The 18,435-nt window shown below is 60.6% G+C and carries 18 protein-coding genes, 1 tRNA gene and 1 pseudogene; 8 read left to right on the forward strand and 12 right to left on the reverse strand.

Annotated elements, in window-relative coordinates:
* Positions 1–75 precede the first annotated feature (75 nt).
* From ACZIRK_RS05930 to ACZIRK_RS05945, 4 genes are all read right to left on the reverse strand, one after another.
* Positions 76–789 (reverse strand): DNA helicase, encoded by a 714-nt coding sequence (locus tag ACZIRK_RS05930; RefSeq protein ID WP_463327070.1) that lies wholly within the window; start codon positions 787–789, stop codon positions 76–78.
* A 369-nt stretch (positions 790–1,158) separates the two neighbouring features.
* On the reverse strand, positions 1,159–1,419 hold the full coding sequence (locus tag ACZIRK_RS05935; RefSeq protein WP_130226734.1) for a hypothetical protein: 261 nt from the start codon (positions 1,417–1,419) through the stop codon (positions 1,159–1,161).
* A gap of 125 nt (positions 1,420–1,544) precedes the next feature.
* Positions 1,545–1,748 carry a CsbD family protein gene (locus tag ACZIRK_RS05940; RefSeq protein ID WP_028166602.1) on the reverse strand — a complete coding sequence of 68 codons (204 nt, stop codon included), beginning with the start codon at positions 1,746–1,748 and terminating at the stop codon, positions 1,545–1,547.
* Positions 1,729–2,109 carry an aminotransferase-like domain-containing protein gene (locus ACZIRK_RS05945; RefSeq protein WP_207231044.1) on the reverse strand — a complete coding sequence of 127 codons (381 nt, stop codon included), beginning with the start codon at positions 2,107–2,109 and terminating at the stop codon, positions 1,729–1,731. Before ACZIRK_RS05945 ends, ACZIRK_RS05940 begins: the two co-directional genes overlap by 20 nt.
* Before the next feature lie 499 nt (positions 2,110–2,608).
* Here ACZIRK_RS05945 and ACZIRK_RS05950 point away from each other — a divergent pair, with 499 nt between their 5' ends.
* Positions 2,609–3,526 carry an NADP-dependent oxidoreductase gene (locus tag ACZIRK_RS05950; protein ID WP_130226751.1) on the forward strand — a complete coding sequence of 306 codons (918 nt, stop codon included), beginning with the start codon at positions 2,609–2,611 and terminating at the stop codon, positions 3,524–3,526.
* A 247-nt stretch (positions 3,527–3,773) separates the two neighbouring features.
* On the opposite strand, the gene phnA is transcribed toward ACZIRK_RS05950, so the two are convergent.
* From phnA to ACZIRK_RS05980, 6 genes and pseudogenes are all read right to left on the reverse strand, one after another.
* The gene (phnA, locus tag ACZIRK_RS05955; protein WP_130226735.1) at positions 3,774–5,045 is read right to left on the reverse strand and encodes a phosphonoacetate hydrolase; all 1,272 of its coding nucleotides are present in this window, start codon (positions 5,043–5,045) and stop codon (positions 3,774–3,776) included.
* 223 nt (positions 5,046–5,268) lie between these two features.
* The gene (locus ACZIRK_RS05960; RefSeq protein ID WP_028166607.1) at positions 5,269–6,159 is read right to left on the reverse strand and encodes a LysR substrate-binding domain-containing protein; all 891 of its coding nucleotides are present in this window, start codon (positions 6,157–6,159) and stop codon (positions 5,269–5,271) included.
* Between the two features lie 126 nt (positions 6,160–6,285).
* Positions 6,286–6,459, reverse strand: a pseudogene (locus ACZIRK_RS05965) (DUF4267 domain-containing protein); the annotation flags it as partial.
* 50 nt (positions 6,460–6,509) lie between these two features.
* Positions 6,510–7,178 (reverse strand): NAD(P)-dependent oxidoreductase, encoded by a 669-nt coding sequence (locus ACZIRK_RS05970; protein ID WP_130226737.1) that lies wholly within the window; start codon positions 7,176–7,178, stop codon positions 6,510–6,512.
* 67 nt (positions 7,179–7,245) lie between these two features.
* Positions 7,246–7,719, reverse strand: a complete 474-nt coding sequence (locus ACZIRK_RS05975) for an SRPBCC family protein (RefSeq protein ID WP_130226738.1) — start codon at positions 7,717–7,719, stop codon at positions 7,246–7,248.
* 43 nt (positions 7,720–7,762) lie between these two features.
* Positions 7,763–8,632 (reverse strand): SDR family oxidoreductase, encoded by an 870-nt coding sequence (locus ACZIRK_RS05980; protein ID WP_130226739.1) that lies wholly within the window; start codon positions 8,630–8,632, stop codon positions 7,763–7,765.
* Positions 8,633–8,732: 100 nt separating this feature from the next.
* Between ACZIRK_RS05980 and ACZIRK_RS05985 the strand changes: the two genes are divergently transcribed.
* A complete protein-coding gene (locus ACZIRK_RS05985) occupies positions 8,733–9,623 on the forward strand; it encodes a LysR family transcriptional regulator (RefSeq protein ID WP_130226740.1) in 891 nt (296 codons plus the stop codon).
* A 692-nt stretch (positions 9,624–10,315) separates the two neighbouring features.
* On the opposite strand, the gene ACZIRK_RS05990 is transcribed toward ACZIRK_RS05985, so the two are convergent.
* Positions 10,316–11,203 (reverse strand): LysR substrate-binding domain-containing protein, encoded by an 888-nt coding sequence (locus ACZIRK_RS05990; RefSeq protein ID WP_130226752.1) that lies wholly within the window; start codon positions 11,201–11,203, stop codon positions 10,316–10,318.
* A gap of 139 nt (positions 11,204–11,342) precedes the next feature.
* Here ACZIRK_RS05990 and ACZIRK_RS05995 point away from each other — a divergent pair, with 139 nt between their 5' ends.
* From ACZIRK_RS05995 to ACZIRK_RS06015, 5 genes are all read left to right on the forward strand, one after another.
* Positions 11,343–12,092 (forward strand): SDR family NAD(P)-dependent oxidoreductase, encoded by a 750-nt coding sequence (locus ACZIRK_RS05995; RefSeq protein ID WP_463327064.1) that lies wholly within the window; start codon positions 11,343–11,345, stop codon positions 12,090–12,092.
* A gap of 20 nt (positions 12,093–12,112) precedes the next feature.
* Entirely contained in the window at positions 12,113–12,958 is an 846-nt protein-coding gene (locus ACZIRK_RS06000) for a transketolase (protein WP_130226753.1), read from the forward strand.
* Positions 12,955–13,965 carry a transketolase family protein gene (locus ACZIRK_RS06005; protein WP_463327065.1) on the forward strand — a complete coding sequence of 337 codons (1,011 nt, stop codon included), beginning with the start codon at positions 12,955–12,957 and terminating at the stop codon, positions 13,963–13,965. The genes ACZIRK_RS06000 and ACZIRK_RS06005 overlap by 4 nt, the downstream gene beginning before the upstream one ends.
* 169 nt (positions 13,966–14,134) lie before the next feature.
* Entirely contained in the window at positions 14,135–15,160 is a 1,026-nt protein-coding gene (locus ACZIRK_RS06010) for a TRAP transporter substrate-binding protein (RefSeq protein ID WP_130226744.1), read from the forward strand.
* Between the two features lie 5 nt (positions 15,161–15,165).
* On the forward strand, positions 15,166–17,049 hold the full coding sequence (locus ACZIRK_RS06015; protein ID WP_165435280.1) for a TRAP transporter large permease: 1,884 nt from the start codon (positions 15,166–15,168) through the stop codon (positions 17,047–17,049).
* A 200-nt stretch (positions 17,050–17,249) separates the two neighbouring features.
* On the opposite strand, the gene ACZIRK_RS06020 is transcribed toward ACZIRK_RS06015, so the two are convergent.
* Positions 17,250–17,339 (reverse strand) — tRNA-Ser (locus ACZIRK_RS06020).
* 198 nt (positions 17,340–17,537) lie between these two features.
* Here ACZIRK_RS06020 and ACZIRK_RS06025 point away from each other — a divergent pair.
* The gene (locus tag ACZIRK_RS06025) at positions 17,538–17,873 is read left to right on the forward strand and encodes a hypothetical protein (protein ID WP_130226746.1); all 336 of its coding nucleotides are present in this window, start codon (positions 17,538–17,540) and stop codon (positions 17,871–17,873) included.
* Positions 17,874–18,435 lie beyond the last annotated feature (562 nt).

Consider the following 18,435-nt stretch of genomic DNA (forward strand, 5'->3'; position numbering starts at 1 on the left):
GCAACGGGGCGTTGCAGCCCCTGTCGCGCACGATCGATTTGGCACACGACAGGAGCAGAACCGGATTGGCCCGCGCTAGCTCACCGCCCGGAACTGGACTTCGCCTTTGTTCAAGAAGCATGTCTTGTTGAACAGCCGCAAGTCCAGCGGATTAGGCAGCCGGACATCGCCAATGTCAGGACACGTCTTCTTCGCCGGATCGTAGGAGCGATCGATCTGCGAGATGAAGACGATGATCAGCCCCCGCTCCCGCGCGAACGATTTCAGCACGCGAACCTGCTCGGCCAATCCCGGGTGTTCACGTTTCTGATCGAGCAATTGCAGATAGTCCACCACCACCAGGGTGCCGCGAGCTGCCGTCGCCAACACCCTCGTGATGTAATCGGCACTTAGCGCGTCGGAGCAGTCGAGTTCGAACAGTCCGTCGAACCGCGCGTACTCCGCGCCGATGGCCTGGAAGCGATCCAGAACGTCCCTTTCGGTATACTCCAGCGTGAAGAACACGGCGCGATTGCCGGATTTCATGGCCTCAATGGCGAGCTCAAGACTCATCAGCGTCTTTCCCTGGCCCGGGCGCGCGCCCACTAGCACCAGGTCACCAGGCTTCAACCGAGCAAGCAGCTTGCCGGCGGGCCTGGACGCGGACAGCTTCGCCGCAAGCAGGCTCCAATCGCGATAGCCTTCCTGAAGGGCGATGCGATTCAGCGCGACATGGAGTGGAATACCTTCCTCGCGGGATAGTCGTTTGGCTTTGCGCTTCAAATGGTAGATCGGCGCAGACAGCTTCATCGGCAACCTCCTATTGCGAGCAATCTTCGCAATCCCTCCTTATGCTTGGCGCTCGAACAGTCGGTTCGATGATCAGGTAGCCCGGTATGAACAATACTTTCCCGATCGGAGGGGGGAGGCGTGGGCCGCGCTCGAATCGGATGATAGCGCACTTCGTCGTGGACCGGAATCGCACGGGTCCGACCTCCGACCAAGCGCTTGTACGACCATGCCGCCTCGTATGAGAAAGCCCCCGCTAGGCAGCGGAGGCTCTTTCAGAAGTTGAAGGGCCGGGCAGTATCTTGCGGATCCAAGAATGCCCGCTTGATGGCCCGATCGCCTTTTCCAATTTTCTACGGCTGTTGCCGGCCGTCTTCACCAGTCGCCCGGTCAGTCGTTGTCATGATGAATGACGGTTTTCTCGCGAGATCCGTCCTCATTTTCTTTCTTGATGACCGTTGTCCTGTCGGTCTCGCGAGGCTCACGTTCTTTGATGACGGTAGTCCGATCGCGGTCGCGATGATCGCGAGGCTCACCGATAGTGACACCTCCGCCAACCGGTCCGGTTTGAACCCCAACGCCAACGTCTTCAGCCAAAGCGGGGGCGGCAAACGACACCATCAAGGCGGCGGCAAGAAGGTAGCTCCTCATCTCATTCCTCCATTCCGATTACAGATGAAGAACGTGCCGGTGCGACATTTTGTTCCTGTCCTGAAGGACGTCGAAACCCTGGACCTCCGATCAAAAAAGCCCCGCAAAAGCGGGGCTTCTTGAAGTTACCACTTCTGACGACCGTACCAGTCATCGATCTCTTTTCTGGCCTGGTCCTTCGCATAGCCGTAACGTTGCTGCAAACGACCTTCGAGTTGGTCCTGCTTTCCCGCGATGACGTCGAGGTCATCATCGGTGAGCTTTCCCCACTGCTCCTTGACCTTACCTTTCATTTCCTTCCAATTGCCCTCAACGCGATTCCAATCCATTGCTCTCCTCCTTGGACAACTGGTGGCCAACCGACATTGCATGCTTTTGTTCCAATGGCCTGCGCGGCGGCTTCTTGTCTGAACAATCGACATTGCTGCCCGCCTGCTCGAAAGGTACCTCGCTCGCTTCATGAAGAGCCCGCGACATGGCGCGGCGCTTGCCAAATCCTGGATTGGGTCGAGCATCACGACGACAGCGCAAGAAGGTCGAAATATTATTCGCTCCCGGCCGTCGAGAGAGAGCCGGAGCCGCCCGTCCTTTCAGCTGCAGTTCGCTCAGGTAATCGTCCTCGATGATCCAGGCGTCGTTCCGCCGAGCCCAGGCGATCAGTGCAAGCCGCCGCGGCAGCGACATCGTCATTCCGAGCGGTGCCTGCTGGCCTGGCGTTACAACTGGCAATGTCGCTCCACCGGCGGTCTGGACACCAGCGGCGACATCAAGTCCTTCCGAGCTGAGCGGCCAGATCGCGCCAAGAGGGTGACCGCGCGCCCGAGGTGAGCCGCCCGTTCTCGATACCCTCTCTGACCGCGCAATAGATCTGGGCAGCCAGCAGATCTGGGCAGCCAGCGGGGTCCTTCTGGCACGATCAAGTCGGATGCGGAGGCCAGCCGTTGCGCGATGGTACAGCCAAAATTGGCAATCTTGGTACTGTTTTATGACCAGCCGCAACGCATCTATTCGTCAACACCGGCGACCGGAGCGATCCCGATGCATCAGGCTTGGTGGGAACCCCGGTCAATGCAGACAGCGCAGATCGCAGGGATGGAGACCGGACTTCGACAATGGCTGACATTTTGTGGATAGCCGGCGCGTCCACGCTCCCGAGCCAAAGAGACAAATGACCGAGGAGAAAATTATCATGAAAGCGATCGTTGTGACGGACCAAGCGGCGGGAACGGCCGGGATGACGCTGGTGGAGCGGCCCGAGCCGCAGGCAGCGATAAACGACGTCGTCGTTCAGGTTCATGCGTCGGGATTCGTCCCGACTGAGCTGGCGTGGCCCTCGACCTGGACCGATCGCCTCGACCGTGATCGAACACCGTCGATCCTGGGGCACGAGCTGGCCGGAGTGGTCACCGCTCTCGGATATGGCACGACCGGTCTGTCGGTGGGACAGCGGGTGGTCGGCCTCGCGGACTGGTATCGCGACGGCACGCTGGCCGAGTATGTGGCGATTGAGGCACGCAACCTCGCGCCGCTGCCGGGCGATGTCGACTTCACAGTCGGCGCGAGCCTGCCGATCTCGGGGCTGACCGCGTGGCAGGGACTGTTCGAGCACGGCCGCTTTCAGGCGGGGCAGAGCGTCCTCGTGCACGGTGCGGCCGGCGCAGTCGGGTCGATGGTGACGCAACTCGCACGAGAGGCCGGCGCCTACGTCATCGGTACCGGACGCGCCGCCGACCGTCAGACGGTGCTCGACTTCGGCGCGAAGGAGTTCGTCGACCTCGACAACGACGCCCTGGAAGACGTCGGCGGAGTCGATCTCGTGTTCGATGTCATCGGCGGCGACATCGGGAAGCGGTCTGCAGGCCTGATTCGAGCCGGAGGAACGCTGGTGTCTATCGTCGGGCCGGCCGAGGCACGGCCCGCCGACGGCCTCGCGGTCGACTTCGTCGTCGAGTCCGATCGTGCCCAACTGAGTGAGATCGTCCAGCGGGTGCGGGACGGACGACTGCGGACGAACATCGGCAACGTCTCGCCCCTCGAGGATGCCGTCGCCGCCTTAAACCCGACCGAGCGACGCAAGGGGAAGACGATCATCCGCGTTCGTCCCTAAAGCGACGCACGCCGATTGACGCACGCAGCTGGCGGGCGCTGTCCAGGTCGGCCGGCTGGCGAGCGCCGATGTGAGCAAGGCGCAAGCGCCCGTGGGTCAACGTGGGCGACCCCTGCGTGTTGCGCCGGACGGCCTTGCAAAACCTTTGGGAAGCCTATCGCGTGCTTGTAGGGATAGACATTGACGGACGGAACGATCAGCGGTTCGCGCAGCTACGGACCGCCGCTCTCGATTGGCGCTTTGCTGTCTAGTCGACAACTCCGTTCAGCGCGAAATCGAAAATGTCGTAGTTGTGCAGCGGTCCGGCTTTTGCCTTTTCCTTGTATTGCTCGCTGATCGGACGCGAAATCAGGAACGGCACCTTCTGCTCGCCGAGGCCACCGTGCGAGCGCAGCCGATGGCCGGCCAACTGGCTGAGATTATGATCCTCCTGTCGAGCGCCCACCACGGTGTGCCGATCGCTGAAGACCGCAAAATCTCCCTCACGGTCGATGGGCAGTTCGAACTGCCTACATACCTGCTGCTTATCCAAGACGAGTTCGATTCCCGGCAACGTCTTGGCAAAGGCAATCATCGCGTGGACATCGCCAGGCTTTCGCAGGTGCACCCGAACAAAGGAACCGAGCGCCCCGTGATGACGAACGAATGGATCCGCAATCGGACAAATCACGCGCACCGAGCCGTCGCCGAACCGTGAGTTCAATTCGTCCTCGAGGTACACGACATTGGGAGTGCCATCCTTGGCAGACTTGTCGTTCATTCCGTGATCTGCAGTAATCGCAACAGTTGCTCCAAGCGAGATGAGGGACGCGATCGCCTCGTCGACAGCCTGATGATACGCGTCAGCTTCGGGCTCGCCCGGCGCATGTTTGTGTTGGACGTAGTCGGAGGTCGACAGGTACATGAGCATTGGATGCTCAGTCGCCAGGAGCTTGACACCGGCGTCGAAGACGAACTGCGAGAGATCTGCCGAGTATTGGTCCGGCGTAGTGCGCCCCACCAATTCTTCGACGTTATCGATACCGTTTTCCTTCAGATTGGCTTTGCCTGCGTACTCCGAGGAAAAGTTGATCCCCTTCATCTCGTAAGCGAGTACCTTCAGCAACTTGTCTTTCGCGGTCACAACAGCCGTCTTTACGCCAGCCCGACTCAATGCACCGAGGATGGTGCCGCACCTAAGGCGTTTGGCGTCGGTAACCATGATCTCCTTGCCAGTTTCCGCATCGAGATAATAGTTTCCGTTGATCCCATGCACGACCGGCGGCACGCCGGTGACGATTGACGTATTATTGGTGTTCGTCGTGCTCGGCATCGAGCAATCCGCGATTGCAACAAAGCCATGTTCTTTGAAGGACTTCATCGTGGGCAACGTGCCGTTCGCAATGCCATGCTCCAGATAAGCGGGGTCGAAACCGTCGACACACACCACGACGGTGGGACGCTTGGGCGCAGCATAAAATCTTCCGTTCACGTCGACTCCCGTAGCGGGATTCTGCGAGGGCGCGAGGCGTTGGTTCATGGATAAGGCTCGGGTGGGCAAATCGTGCATGGCGGCACATTCCCGCTCGCGAGCGAGAGTTTCAATCGAATTAAATGCACCTATATGTGAGTTCTAGTAACTGTCCCAGCCAGCAGAGGACATCCGCGAAATCGTTTTGCGGAGAGACGTCCGAACTCAATCTTCTGGCACGCAGAAATCCGCCGGCGCCGGACAAGATTGACCGGCACGTTTCGTGGGTGCGCTACTTCCCGATCTCTTCTTTCAGCCAATCCACGACGCGATTGACATGTCGCGGATCAGCTCTCGAAGTAGAATGCGCGAAGTACTGCTCTCCTTTCACAGCGATGCCTGGGAGCGGACAGCGCAGCTTCCATCTGCTCGGGCCAGCGAAGAACTCTTTGGGTGCTACAATCGACCCCAATCCTTCGCGCACCGCATGCATCGCGACGAACATGTGATCAAATCGGTGGCCGCCTTCAAGCAGATAATCGCGGACCCCGGCCTCCTGCAGCCACGCTTCCCAGTGCCCCGGACGCGTTGCCGATGTGATCAGAGAATGCTTGAGGATATCAGCCGGCTTCTTAACGGGGCGACGTTGCAAGAGGACCTCCGCGCTGACAGGGGTAAGGTTCTCGGTGAAAAGTGCCGTGGTATCCTTGAGGTACGATCCAATCCGCTCCGCTGTGCCTCTCGTTATCACTAAATCATTGGCCGATATGTCGGGGGTCTCGCCGGTCATGCGCGTTGAAATCCAAACCGACACGTTGGCATTGCGCACCTCGAAGCGTCTCAATCGGGGCATCAGAAAGTACATTGCGAATGTGGAGGGTGCCTCTATGGCAAGAACCGTCTTGCTTCGCTGGCGTCTCACGTACTCGCAAGCGGCTCCGATATCCTTGAAGGATTGCCCCAACTGTTCTGCGAGTATCTTGCCATAGGGGGTCAGCGTAAGGCCCCTTCCCTCACGCGTGAATACGTGTTGACCCAGCCAACTCTCGAGGGACCGAATTTGCTTGCTAACCGCTCCGTGAGTCACCCCGAGTTCTTTCGCCGCGGAACTCAGACTGTGCGCACGTGCGGCGACGGCGAACGCCCGAAGGGCGATGAGAGGCAACTCTCGTTCCTTGGTCACTGAGCCCTTCCTGATACCAAAACTCACGTATTATCGCTATATTATCGACTTTCTGTCGGACAGCAAACCGCTCCAGCCGAGAAAAGCGCCACGTTGCTCGCGGCGATGCATTGCCTCCAACTCTAGCACTTCGACCATGATCACGGCCGTGAGACCGTGCATACCGAAGGCGCTTTTCGTGGGGCCTTCTGCAAGAATGAGCAGCATGTCGCCTACGGGGATGATGGCTTCCACGCGCAGAATGATGCCGACCCCGCTTGGCGCGCCCCATATCATGAACGCCAGCATAGTCAAGCCCGCATTCCGCGCACTCGTACGCGTTCCGGACCAGACGGTGTGCGGAATCGCGTTCACCAGGTGATCAACGGAGCACGATGCAGCCAGACATCGGCTCGCAGTTGATCCAGGACGAACGCCGCAACGTCTTGTCGCGATATGCTTCCGCCATGGAAGTCGGAGAGATCCGTCAGGGCCCGGACCGAACCGCGGCTGGGCTGGTCATTCAGGACGGAGGGCCGAACGAGAATCCAGTCGAGCCCGCTGTCTCTGACGATGGCTTCCTGGCGGTTCTTGTCGGCGTACACCTTCTTCAGGAGAAGCGGAAAGATCAAGTTGTCGAAGAGAAAGCCGCCGTGTCCGGCACTGTCGCCGGCGCCGATCCCCGTAATGCAAACCAGGCGGGACACGTGCTCGGCCTTCATCGCGCTCACCAGTGCGCGCGTTGCCGTCGAGAGCAGCGTCACCTCGCTGAAGGGGCTTGCCGGCGTGCCGAGCGCACTCACGACGGCGTCCTGTCCCCTGAGGGCTTCGCGCAACGCTTGTTCGTCGCGGACGTCTCCGACGACGAGCTTGGCGCCTTTCAGATCGCTTGCCTTCTGGGTTGAACGCACCAGCGCGGTGACCTGATGTCCGCGCGCCAACGCCTGGCTGACGATCAGACGTCCGGTGCCGCCGGTCGCGCCAAGGACCAACAGTTTCGATGGGGAAGTCCTGGTGCTGTCGTTCGTGGGATTGCTCATGGATGCCTCCTTGAATGGCGGGACGCCTCTCAGGAGGTCGTGCCGCGGTTTCGGTGTTCGGTGATGATCAGAGCTTGGTTTCCGCGAGCAATTCGCGGGTCCGCTTTAGCGTGGACAGCAGGGCGGCCTTGTAGCCCTTGTCGCTGTCAAACTGCGCCTGCTCGGCCTGCTCTTCGGGGCCATTCGGCTTCTTGCCGCGCAGCCCCGTGTAGCAATAGAACCGCAGTTGCAGGGCGCCGACCTCGTCCTCGAAGAGTTCGTTGACGATCGCGCCTTCGCGCGGGCCGGTGGCTTGGAAGAAGGTCACCTTCTTCTCCGACTCGAAGGCGATGATCTCGCGCAGATCGTCGCCGGCGATCGTGGCTTCACGCACGATGTGCGTCTTGCTTTCTTCTACCACCTCGCAACGCGTGCAGAGATTGGGCGGAAGAAACAGCCGGGCGTCGCGGGCCTTGAGAACAAGGCCCTCCCACACCTGCGCGCGGGTCAGCGGAATCTCGCCTTTCGGATTCACCGGAACGGTGGCGGTCGAATGGATCATGGTCGTATTCCTTGGTTGTCGCGTTTGGGTGAAGCCGCTGCCATCAGGCAGCGGCCGTGATCTCGGCGACGAAGTCGCGATAGGAGCGCAGCGGACGGCCCAGGAGAGCGGTCAGACGCTCGACGTCGCCGGCCTCGGGGATCATCCCGTCAGTGAGGAAGCGCTCGCTCATCAGCCGCATGTCGAAGGCCATCCAGCTCGGCATGAACTGCCTCAGGTTCTTCTCGAAGCCGGCGGTATCGTCGCCCGGATATGCGATCGTGCGACCCAGCACCTCCGACCAGATGGCGGCAGCTTTCGCGCCGGTCAGCACATCCGGACCGACGAGATTGATCCGGTCGAGCGGAAGCGACGCGACGGACGTCTCGCGGCGGACGAGCTCGATAGCAGCGATCTCGCCGATGTCGCGCGCGTCGATCATGGCGAGGCCCTTGCTGCCGATCGGCATCGGGTAGATGCCGTAGCCAGTCATGACGTCTTTGATCGTGAGATCGTTGTTCATGAAGTAAGCGGGGCGCAGGATGGTGGCCCTAAAGCCCATCTGCTCGATCATCCGCTCGACTCCGAACTTGCCGGCGAAGTGGGGCACGTTCACGTAGACGTCGCTGTGGATCACCGACAGGTACACGATGCGCTCGATGCCGGCCTCTCGCGCCAGGTTGAGCGCGATCAGCGCCTGGGTGAATTCGTCCGCCACCACTGCGTTGAGCAGGAACAGGGTCGAGACGCCCGAGAACGCGCTGCGCAGCGAGTCGACGTCCAGCAGGTCGCCTTTCACGGCGTTAACGCTTGCCGGGAAGTTGGCCTTTGCAGGATCGCGCACGAGGGCACGGACATCGGCGCCGCGCTCGACGAGTTGTTGGACGACGTGGCGGCCGACATTGCCGGTGGCGCCGGTAACGAGGATGGTCATGGGGATCACTCCGGGTGGGTTGAGACACCCCGCAAATTAGTGATCCAAATTCAGCCAGATAGACGCTATATTTAGACAGATCGTCTCACTGGTGGAACGAATGGATTTGCTGGCCCTCGCCGATTTCAACCTCGTCGCCCGCCATGGAGGCTTTGGACGGGCCGCCCGGGCCGCCGGCCGCCCGAAAGCGACGCTCTCCCGCCGAGTCTCGGAACTGGAGAGCAGCCTCGATCTGCGGTTGTTCGAGCGCGGAACGCGCACACTGAAGCTTACTCAGGAAGGTCGAGCGCTTTTTGAGCGGACAGGAGCATTGCTCGCCGAGCTCGACGAGACGGCGGCGGCTATCGCTTCGGGCGGGGACAAGCCGCGAGGCCGGTTACGGGTCAGCGCGCCTCTGCTTTTCTCGCAGACCGCGATGGGAAAGCTGGCTGCCGCGTTCGCGCTGAGATACCCGGAGGTTCGGCTCGAGGTCACGACGGAAGACCGCGCCGTCGACATGATCGAGGAAGGCTATGACCTGGTGATCAGGGTCAATCCGGATCCGGACGAAACCCTTGTCGGACGAATCCTGATGCGTGATCGGCTGGTGGTGGTGGCGAGCCCCGACCTAAGTCGTCCTGCGCGCGATCTTGCCGTTCCGACCGTGGTGCGCGGGGTGAGCGATCTGACATCCGCATGGGATGTGAAGTCGTCAAGCGGAAACTCTCGGATCACGACCGCCCCGGTGCTTCGCCTGTCGTCGATCGTCATGGTCCGCGATGCGGTCCGCGCAGGCGTGGGCGCCGCACGCCTTCCTGTGTCGCTCGTGAGTCACGATCTGGCCGCCGGCAAGCTTGTCCACTGGGGTGATGTCGACGGACCGGAGATCGTCCTCTGGGCACTCTATCCATCGCGCCGATTGCTGAGCGCTCGCGTATCCGCGTTCCTCGACTTTCTCAAGGAAGCCTTCCCCTCAGGGACACCGGACGAGCTTGCGGCCTTCATCGATTAGCACAACCGCCAAAGACGCCGTCCGGGGCCGAGAACAGCGGCAACCGAGTCGATGAAGAGACGAACGCGCGGCAAACCCGGACGGCCCGATGGTCGCGAGCTAGTCGAACGGCTCGGTATCGCGCCCAAAGATTTGCCGCTGATGCTTCGCCCCAACGGCACCTGGAAGATCGGCGCGTCCACATCCTTGTTGATGGGACGATCACTTGGAGTCCCTCATGCAAGCCACTGGCGTGCATTCGGCACAACTAACGAACCCCAGCGCGCGAAATCGTAGTTTGGGGTACAAAATCGTGTAAATGGCGGAGAGAGTGTCAGTCAATCCCCATTGAAAGATAAAGCGTTTCTGTCTTTCCTAGACCAAAACCCACACTCTAAGCTACGCTGGAAGATAGTATTTTGTCTCCGACAGAATCTCTTTCCGCTGATAGATCTTTTCATCGACAACAGTACCTTATGCCAGTTTCGCGACGCAGCGTGGTGCGGCGTATGAATGAGCGTGGCGGCGAGGTCACAGATGCTGCAAAACACGATCCTTGGGACTGGTCGGATGCGTTGTCCCTTGCATGTCGGGCGACCATTTGCCCTCCGAAGGCAGCCGCCGCGCGATGATCGGAATTGATGCACAGCGGCGAGAGCGCACTGCGCCACCGGCTGGCAGATGGCCAGCGGGTTTTCCTAACTCAACTCGAACTAACCCTTATCGGCCAGCGCGAGTTCCGACGTGATCCAATCCACGAACGTTCGCAGGGCGCGGCGTTGCCGACTTGCACGCGGAAATGCCAGATGATGGCCGACGTATCGAATGTCGACAGAACGACCGACCAACGGCGCCACCAATCTGCGAGATGCCATTTCACGCTCGGCCAGACGAGTCGATTCCAAAGCAACGCCGACACCGCCGCATGCCATGGCTATCGCGAGGAAGCTGCGATCAAAACGCATTCCGTGGATGGCCGGCGGCTCAAGTCCGTTCGCAGTGAACCATTGATGCCACTGCACTTGCTTAACGTCTGAACGGATGAGCACCGCGCCCAAAAGATCCTTTGGCTTGCGAATCTTTTTCGCGACTTCAGGCGTGCAAAGCGGGGTAACAGTTTCTTCCCCAAGAGGTATCACATCGACGCCTTCGCCGCGCGGCTGACCATAAACAATGTCAAGATCGAAGTCGTCATTGGTGAACCGAGCATAGTCGGTGTTGGCGGCAAGCCTCACTTCGAGCCGCGGTTCGGCAGCGAGGAATTTTGTCAATCGCGGGGCCAGCCATTGCGCGGCGAAACTTGGCGCACAATGCACCCTCAAGAGCTGCGGCCCGCGACCGGCAACCTCTTCGATGCCACGGCGCAGATTGTCAAAAGCCGCGCCGGCGTGACGCATCAGGTTTTCGCCCGCCGGCGTCAGACGGACGGAACGTGCACTCCTTTCGAACAGAGTGGTGCTCATCGAGCTTTCGAGCTTGCGGATGGCGTGACTGACTGCGCTCGGAGTCAAATGCAGTTCGTCGGCCGCGCTGCTGAAGGAGCCGGTGCGCGCAGCCGCCTCGAAGGCTCGGATCGCCGAGATCGGGATGCTCGACAGCAGCATGCCTATGAGTGAACCAGATTCACATATCCAAGACAACAGCGCGTTTGTCCCTGCAGCGCCTCGGACCTAGGAATGGGGTGAAGAGGACCGGCTGCCTACCGCAGCGCCTTGGAAGAATAGACACAGGGAGGATCGAATGCTGCTTCGCGGCAAGACAGCCATTATTACAGGTGCGGCTTCGCCGCGCGGAATTGGCCTCGCGACCGCCAGACGGTTTGCCGAAGAAGGCGCTCGCGTCGGTATCCTCGATCTCGATGGCCCCGCCGCGCAAGCCGCCGCAAAAGATCTGGGCGACGCTCATATTGGAGTGGCTTGCAACGTCGCCGACCAGGCCGCTTGCCTGAAAGCGGTCGAAACCGTCGCCAGCGTCTTCGGTCAGATCGACGTCTTGATCAACAACGCTGGTATTACCCAGCCGGTGAAGTTCCTCGACATCAAGCCGGGCGACTGGGACCGGATTCAGGACGTCAATCTCAAGGGCATACTGTTCCTGTCTCAGGCGGTGATTCCGCACATGCAGAAGCGCAGGTCCGGATCCATTGCGTGCATGTCGTCCGTATCAGCCCAGCGCGGTGGCGGCATTTTCGGTGGACCGCACTACTCGGCAGCAAAGGCGGGCGTCCTTGGGCTTGCCAAGGCGATGGCGCGGGAATTTGGCGCCGATGGAATTCGCGTCAACTGCGTCACGCCGGGATTGATCGGCACCGACATCACGTCCGGCAAGCTCACTGACGAAATGAGGGCGAAGATTCTGGAAGGCATTCCGCTGGGAAGGCTCGGGGAAGCGAAGGATGTTGCGGGAATCTACACATTCCTCGCTTCGGACCTTTCCGCCTACGTCACCGGCGCGGTGATCGACGTCAACGGCGGGATGCTCATTCACTGAGAGAAGCGATGGAGAGAAGGATGTCCACGAATACATTTGTTAACACGCCGACCCTTGCACAGCGTGCGCGCAACATTCGCCGTAACGCCCTGCTCATGGGCGAAGTGCAAGGCCAAGGCTACATCGCGCAGGCTCTCGACATCTCCGACGTGCTAGCGGTCGCATACTTTCACGCGATGCGCTACCGGCCCGAGGAGCCCACCTGGGAAGATCGTGACCGTTTCCTTCTTTCCAACGGCCACTACGCCATCGCCCTATATGCCGCACTGATCGAGGCCGGCATTATCCCGGAAGCCGAGCTGGAGACGTACGGCTTCGACGAAAGCCGTCTTCCAATGTCTGGCATGGCCTCCTACACGCCCGGCATGGAAATGTCCGGCGGGTCACTGGGGCTCGGACTAAGTATCGCGGTCGGCATGGGTCTCGGCTTGAAGCGAAAGGGCTCCAAAAGTCGCGTCTTCACACTGTTCTCCGACGGAGAACTCGACGAGGGTTCGAAGTGGGAAGCGATGATGTCGGCAGCACACCACAAGCTCGACAATCTGATCGCGATCATCGACGTTAACAATCAGCAGGCCGATGGCCCCTCAAAGCAGATGCTGGGATTCGAGCCGTTGGTCGACAAGCTCGAAGCCTTTGGCTGGTTCGTAGGCCGGGTCGACGGCAATGACCTCGACGCCGTCGTGGCGGCCTTTGACGCAGCGAGTTCGCACCCCGAACCGCAACCGCGCGTGATCGTCGCCGACACCCTCATGGGAAAGGGCGTTCCTTTCCTGGAGCAGCGCGAAAAGAACCATTTCATCCGGATTGAGCCGCACGAATGGCAGCTCGCCCTGGCAGAACTCGATGCGGGAGACAGGTCATGAAATCGGCAGCCCCAGCTAGCCCCGGGAAACCGCGGCTCACTACCTCTGCAATGATCGCGTCGATCGCGGCCGAAGGCCAACGGACCAAACCTGCGCCGTTTGGCCACGCGCTCGTCGAACTGGCGCGGAGCCGGCCGGAGGTCGTCGGGCTCACGGCCGATCTCGGCAAGTACACGGACCTGCATATCTTCGCGAAGCAGTTTCCGGATCGCTACTACCAGATGGGCATGGCCGAGCAACTGCTGTTCGGCGCCGCCTCTGGATTGGCGGCCGAAGGCTTCATGCCCTTTGCGACGACCTATGCGGTGTTCGCGTCGCGACGCGCCTACGACTTTATTCATCAGACGATTGCGGAAGAGGACCGCAACGTGAAGATCGCTTGCGCCTTGCCCGGCCTCACTTCCGGTTACGGCCCAAGCCACCAGGCGGCGGAAGACCTCGCCCTCTTCCGCGCGATACCGAACATGACGGTGATCGATCCTTGCGACGCTCATGAGATCGAGCAAATCGTTCCGGCCATCGCCGCTCATCGGGGACCGGTGTACATGCGACTGCTGCGCGGCCAGGTGCCGCTTGTGCTCGACGAATACAACTACCGCTTCGAGCTCGGCAAGGCGTCGCTAATCCGCGACGGGCGGGAAGTCCTGATCATCTCTTCGGGCATCATGACCATGCGCGCGCTGGAAGCCGCCAAAGCGCTTGCTGACGACAAAGTCGATGCTGCCGTGCTGCATGTTCCGACCATCAAGCCGCTCGATGAGCAAGCGATCCTGCGCGAGGCCGGCAAGCCCGGTCGCCTCGTTGTCGTCGCCGAGAATCATACCACCATCGGCGGCCTCGGGGAGGCGGTTGCGGCTCTGCTGATGCGTTCGGGAGTCCATCCTGCCTTCCGTCAGGTCGCGCTACCCGACGAGTTTCTTGCCGCAGGGGCGCTCCCCACGCTGCACGATCGCTACGGAATTTCCACTGCCGAAGTCTCGCGGCAGATCAAGGGGTGGCTGCGCTAAGCGCGCATCGTCCCTTCGTCACGTTCGACTGCGAAAAAACATCGGCTGCGCGGCCCCACCGCGCAGAAGGATGGCTGCTACCCGAACCCGGCGTCCGAGAGCCGGTCGAAGCTGCAATCATGTCCCGCTACCGGTGAATAGACCACTTCGCACTAACAAGGAGGAACCCATGACCCAACGTAAACCGATCGCCATCAGTCGTCGCAAATTACTCTTGGCCGGCGCGGCCGTCCCGTTCTGCGCCATCCTCACACGACCCGCTGCGGCGGCAGAATTCACATACAAGCTTGCGACCGGGCAGGACCCGACGCATCCCGTAAACGTTCGCGCCAAAGAAGCGGCCGATCGCATCAAGGAGGCGACCGGCGGACGTCTCGAGATCAACGTTTTCCCCGCCAATCAACTCGGCTCGGATACCGATCTCTTGACACAAGTTCGCAACGGAAGTGTCGAATTCTTCAACCTCTCCTCTCTGATCTTGGCCACGCTCGTACCGGCCGCCGGCACCGTCAACCTGGGCTTCCTATTTCCCAACTATGATGCGGTGTGGAAGGCCATGGATGGCGAACTCGGCGCCTATATCCGCGCGCAGATTGCAAAGACGCCGATCATGGCGGTGTCAAAGCCGTGGGACAACGGCTTCCGGCACATTACGTCCTCGGGGCGCGAGATCAAGAAGCCGGAGGATCTCAAGGGCTTCAAGCTGAGGGTCCCTGCTGCTCCGAATTTGACTTCGCTGTTTCTAGCTCTTGGCGCGGGTCCGGCACCGATCAACTTCAACGAAGTCTATTCCGCGCTGCAGACCAAGGTCGTTGATGGTCAGGAAAATCCGCTTCCGATCATCGCGACGGCGCGCTTGTATGAGGTGCAGAAGACCTGCAGCCTGACCGGGCATGTTTGGGACAACTACTGGATTCTCGGCAACAAGCGCGCCTTCGAGAAGCTTCCGAAAGACGTACAAGAGATCGTGACGCGCGAGTTCGATCGCTCTGCGAATGATGAACGGGCGGATATCGCGAAGCTCAGCGAGTCCCTACGCAACGATTTGACCGCAAAGGGCATGCAATTCCTCGAGGTCGACCGATCGGTCTTCCGCCAGGCGCTGGCGAAGACGAGCTTCTATGCCGACTGGAAAGCCAAATTCGGTGAAGAAGCATGGGCGCAGCTCGAGAAAGCCGCCGGTAAGCTGGGTTGAGCGCCATGGAACACGGACACATAGAAGGGGCGGTTCTTGCCCTTCCCGAACCGGCCTCCGGATGGCGAAAGATTGTCGTGAGCGTGAACCGCGCGCTCAAGCCTGTCGTCGCCGTCCCTGCCGCACTGCTCGTCGTTGCCGAGGTGATCGTCCTCTTTGTCGGCATCATTTCCCGCTACGTGCTCCAGGCGCCGATTGTCTGGTCGGACGAACTTGCTGGCATTCTATTCCTATGGCTCGCGATGCTGGGATCAGTTATCGCTTTCCAACGAGCCGAACATATGCGGATGACGGCGGTCATCGGCATGATCCGCCCTGAAGCCAGGTTGTTCCTCGATGTTTTCGCGACAGCCGCATCGTTGGCATTCCTGCTTTTGGTCATTCAACCGGCGTACGAGTTCGCGGCCGACGAAGTCTATGTCACCACTCCTGCACTGGGCATCGTCAACACCTGGCGGGCGGCCGCGCTTCCGGTCGGAATTGGCCTGATGCTGATCGTCGCAAGCCTAAGGCTGGCGGCCACGGCCAATCTCAAGCACCTCGTTGGGGCCGTCGTCGCGGTGGGATCGCTGGTCGCAGTTCTGGCGCTACTAGCGCCGGTGCTGAAACCGCTCGGCAATCTCAACTTGCTGATCTTCTTTGTATTCATCGTCGGGGCGATGGTTTTTGCGGCGGTGCCGATCGCCTTCGCGTTCGGCCTGGCAACCATCGGCTATATCACGCTGACCACCAGCACGCCCGACGTGGTTGTCATCGGCCGCATGGACGAAGGCACGAGCCATCTCATCCTTCTTGCGGTACCCCTGTTTGTATTTCTCGGTCTGTTAATCGAAATGACAGGCATGGCACGCGCCATGGTCGGGTTCCTTGCCAGCCTGCTCGGCCACGTCCGGGGCGGCCTCCAGTATGTGTTGGTCGGTGCGATGTACTTGGTCTCAGGCATTTCAGGATCCAAGGCGGCCGACATGGCGGCGGTAGCGCCCGTGCTTTTCCCTGAAATGACCAAGCGCGGCGCAAAGCGCGGCGACCTCGTCGCACTGTTGGCGGCTACCGGCGCCCAGACCGAGACGATCCCTCCCTCCTTGGTGCTGATCACGATCGGATCGGTGACCGGCGTGTCAATCGCCGCGCTGTTCACCGGTGGGTTATTGCCAGCCATCGTGCTCGCGATCGGGCTGTGCGCGGTCGTGTGGTGGCGATACCGTCGGCAGGACTTATCCCACGTCAAGCGAGCGACGGGCCGAGAAGTTGGTCGTGCGTTTCTGATTGCTATTCCCGCTATTGCCCTTCCCTTTGTGATCCGCGCCGCGGTTATCGAAGGGGTCGCGACTGCGACCGAGGTTTCGACAATCGGCATCGTCTATTCCATATTGGCTGGGCTTCTCATCTATCGCCAGTTTGACTGGCGTCGCCTCTATCCGATGCTGGTTGAGACCGCGGCTCTCTCCGGCGCGATCCTCTTCATCATCGGTGCGGCGACGGGAATGGCCTGGGCTTTGACCCAGTCGGGCTTCTCGGCATGGCTTGCGAAGTTCATGACCTCCTTGCCCGGTGGTGCGCCGGCATTTCTGATCGTCACCATCATCGCGTTCGTCATCCTCGGGAGTGTACTCGAAGGTATTCCTGCCATCGTGCTCTTTGGACCACTGCTCTTCCCCATTGCTCGTCAAGTGGGCGTCCATGAGGTCCACTATGCGATGGTCGTCGTTCTCGCGATGGGAATCGGTCTTTTTGCCCCGCCCTTCGGCGTTGGCTATTACGCAGCCTGCGCGATCAGTCGAATTCATCCCGACGAAGGCATGGGTCCGATCGTCGCGTACATACTGGCCTTACTCCTCGGCACACTTCTAGTGGCTGTAGTGCCGTGGATTTCTATCGGGTTTTTGTAAGCCCGTTGGTGGGAGGTGCGGAGATCGTTCGCACCTCTCGTTCACCGCTTAGACAGTTTTAGATGTCTGCATTATGCACTTCGAGACCGTTGCCTTGAACCACCCGCTAAGCAAAGCTCTAGAATGCCCTGCGTGTGCAACGGCGTGATATCGCGTGCAACACCGTCCAAATCGTAGTCCGGCGTACAAACTCGCATAAATGGCGGAGAGAGTGGGATTCGAACCCACGGTACGGTTTCCCGCACACACGCTTTCCAAGCGTGCGCCTTAAGCCACTCGGCCATCTCTCCGGAAGCGCCCTCTCTTGAAGGGATGGGGCGGATTTTGCAAGGGAGAGAGCGGGTGGAAGCTGAAATTTCCTTAAGTTTTTGGAAGAGCTTGGGTTTTTGGCGGGGCTGCCGGTCGGGATCGGGGCGCGGGTTCGGCCTGTTGAACCCGAATCCTTGCCGTGCCGACGACCGCAAGGCAAATCAGCGGTCGAGGGCGGCATGAAGCGGGCATTTGCGATTCTCGGCCTGGTCGTGGTGGCGGTTGTGGGCGCCGGTCCGGCGCTGGCGCAAAGCTGCACCAAGGCGGGGACGGATGTGAGCTGCGACGACGGACGACGCGGGGTGCTTTCGGGCGACACCATCATCTGGAGCGACGGCACGCGCTCGAGCCTGACCTCGCCGCATCCGAGCGTGATCGTCGGCAACCGGTCCTCGGTCAGGGTCGGGCAAGGCGTGTTCGTCGGCAAGGGCAACGGCGTTGTGCCGATGGAGAATCCAAGCGACCCGCGGCGGGCGCGCTGCCCGGTGCTCGATGGCGTGCCGTATTGTTATTGATCTGTCCGCGTTTGCGCTGACGCGCCCACGGGTGCCGTACTTTCCGTCATTGCGAGCGGAGCGAAGCAATCCATGTCTCCACAAGCGGCGCGATGGATTGCTTCGCTGCGCTCGCAATGACGACGTGGCGACTTTCGGTGCGACAAATCAACCCGACGGGCAAATCACCGAAAGTCTGTCCAGCCCTCGCGCGAAAAACATTCCACTTTCGCCGTCGGGCAAATCAGTGATTTAACTCCGCGCGTCTCACCCAGATGAGGGGCGGGTCGCGATCGTCACGAACGTTGCGGTGAGATGCGGTGGACGGGAGTGTCACGACTGACGAGCGTGGCACTCGCGGACGGCGAAGTCGTGTGGTCCTGGCGCCCCGACGCTGGCGCTAAGTTTTTCGCGCGAACAGTTCGCGCGAGAGGCGACGGTGGCAAGAAAGCCCGGTCACCGGCTATCTAATGCACACATCTTTGTTGCGAAGATCGGCGAAGACTGATTCCCTGGCGGGAGGCGGTCTTGTGGAGAGCGGTCGTATGTCGATGGAGGTGGGGCTGGGGCGATTTGGCGATCG

Source organism: Bradyrhizobium sp. Leo114 (assembly GCF_055229415.2).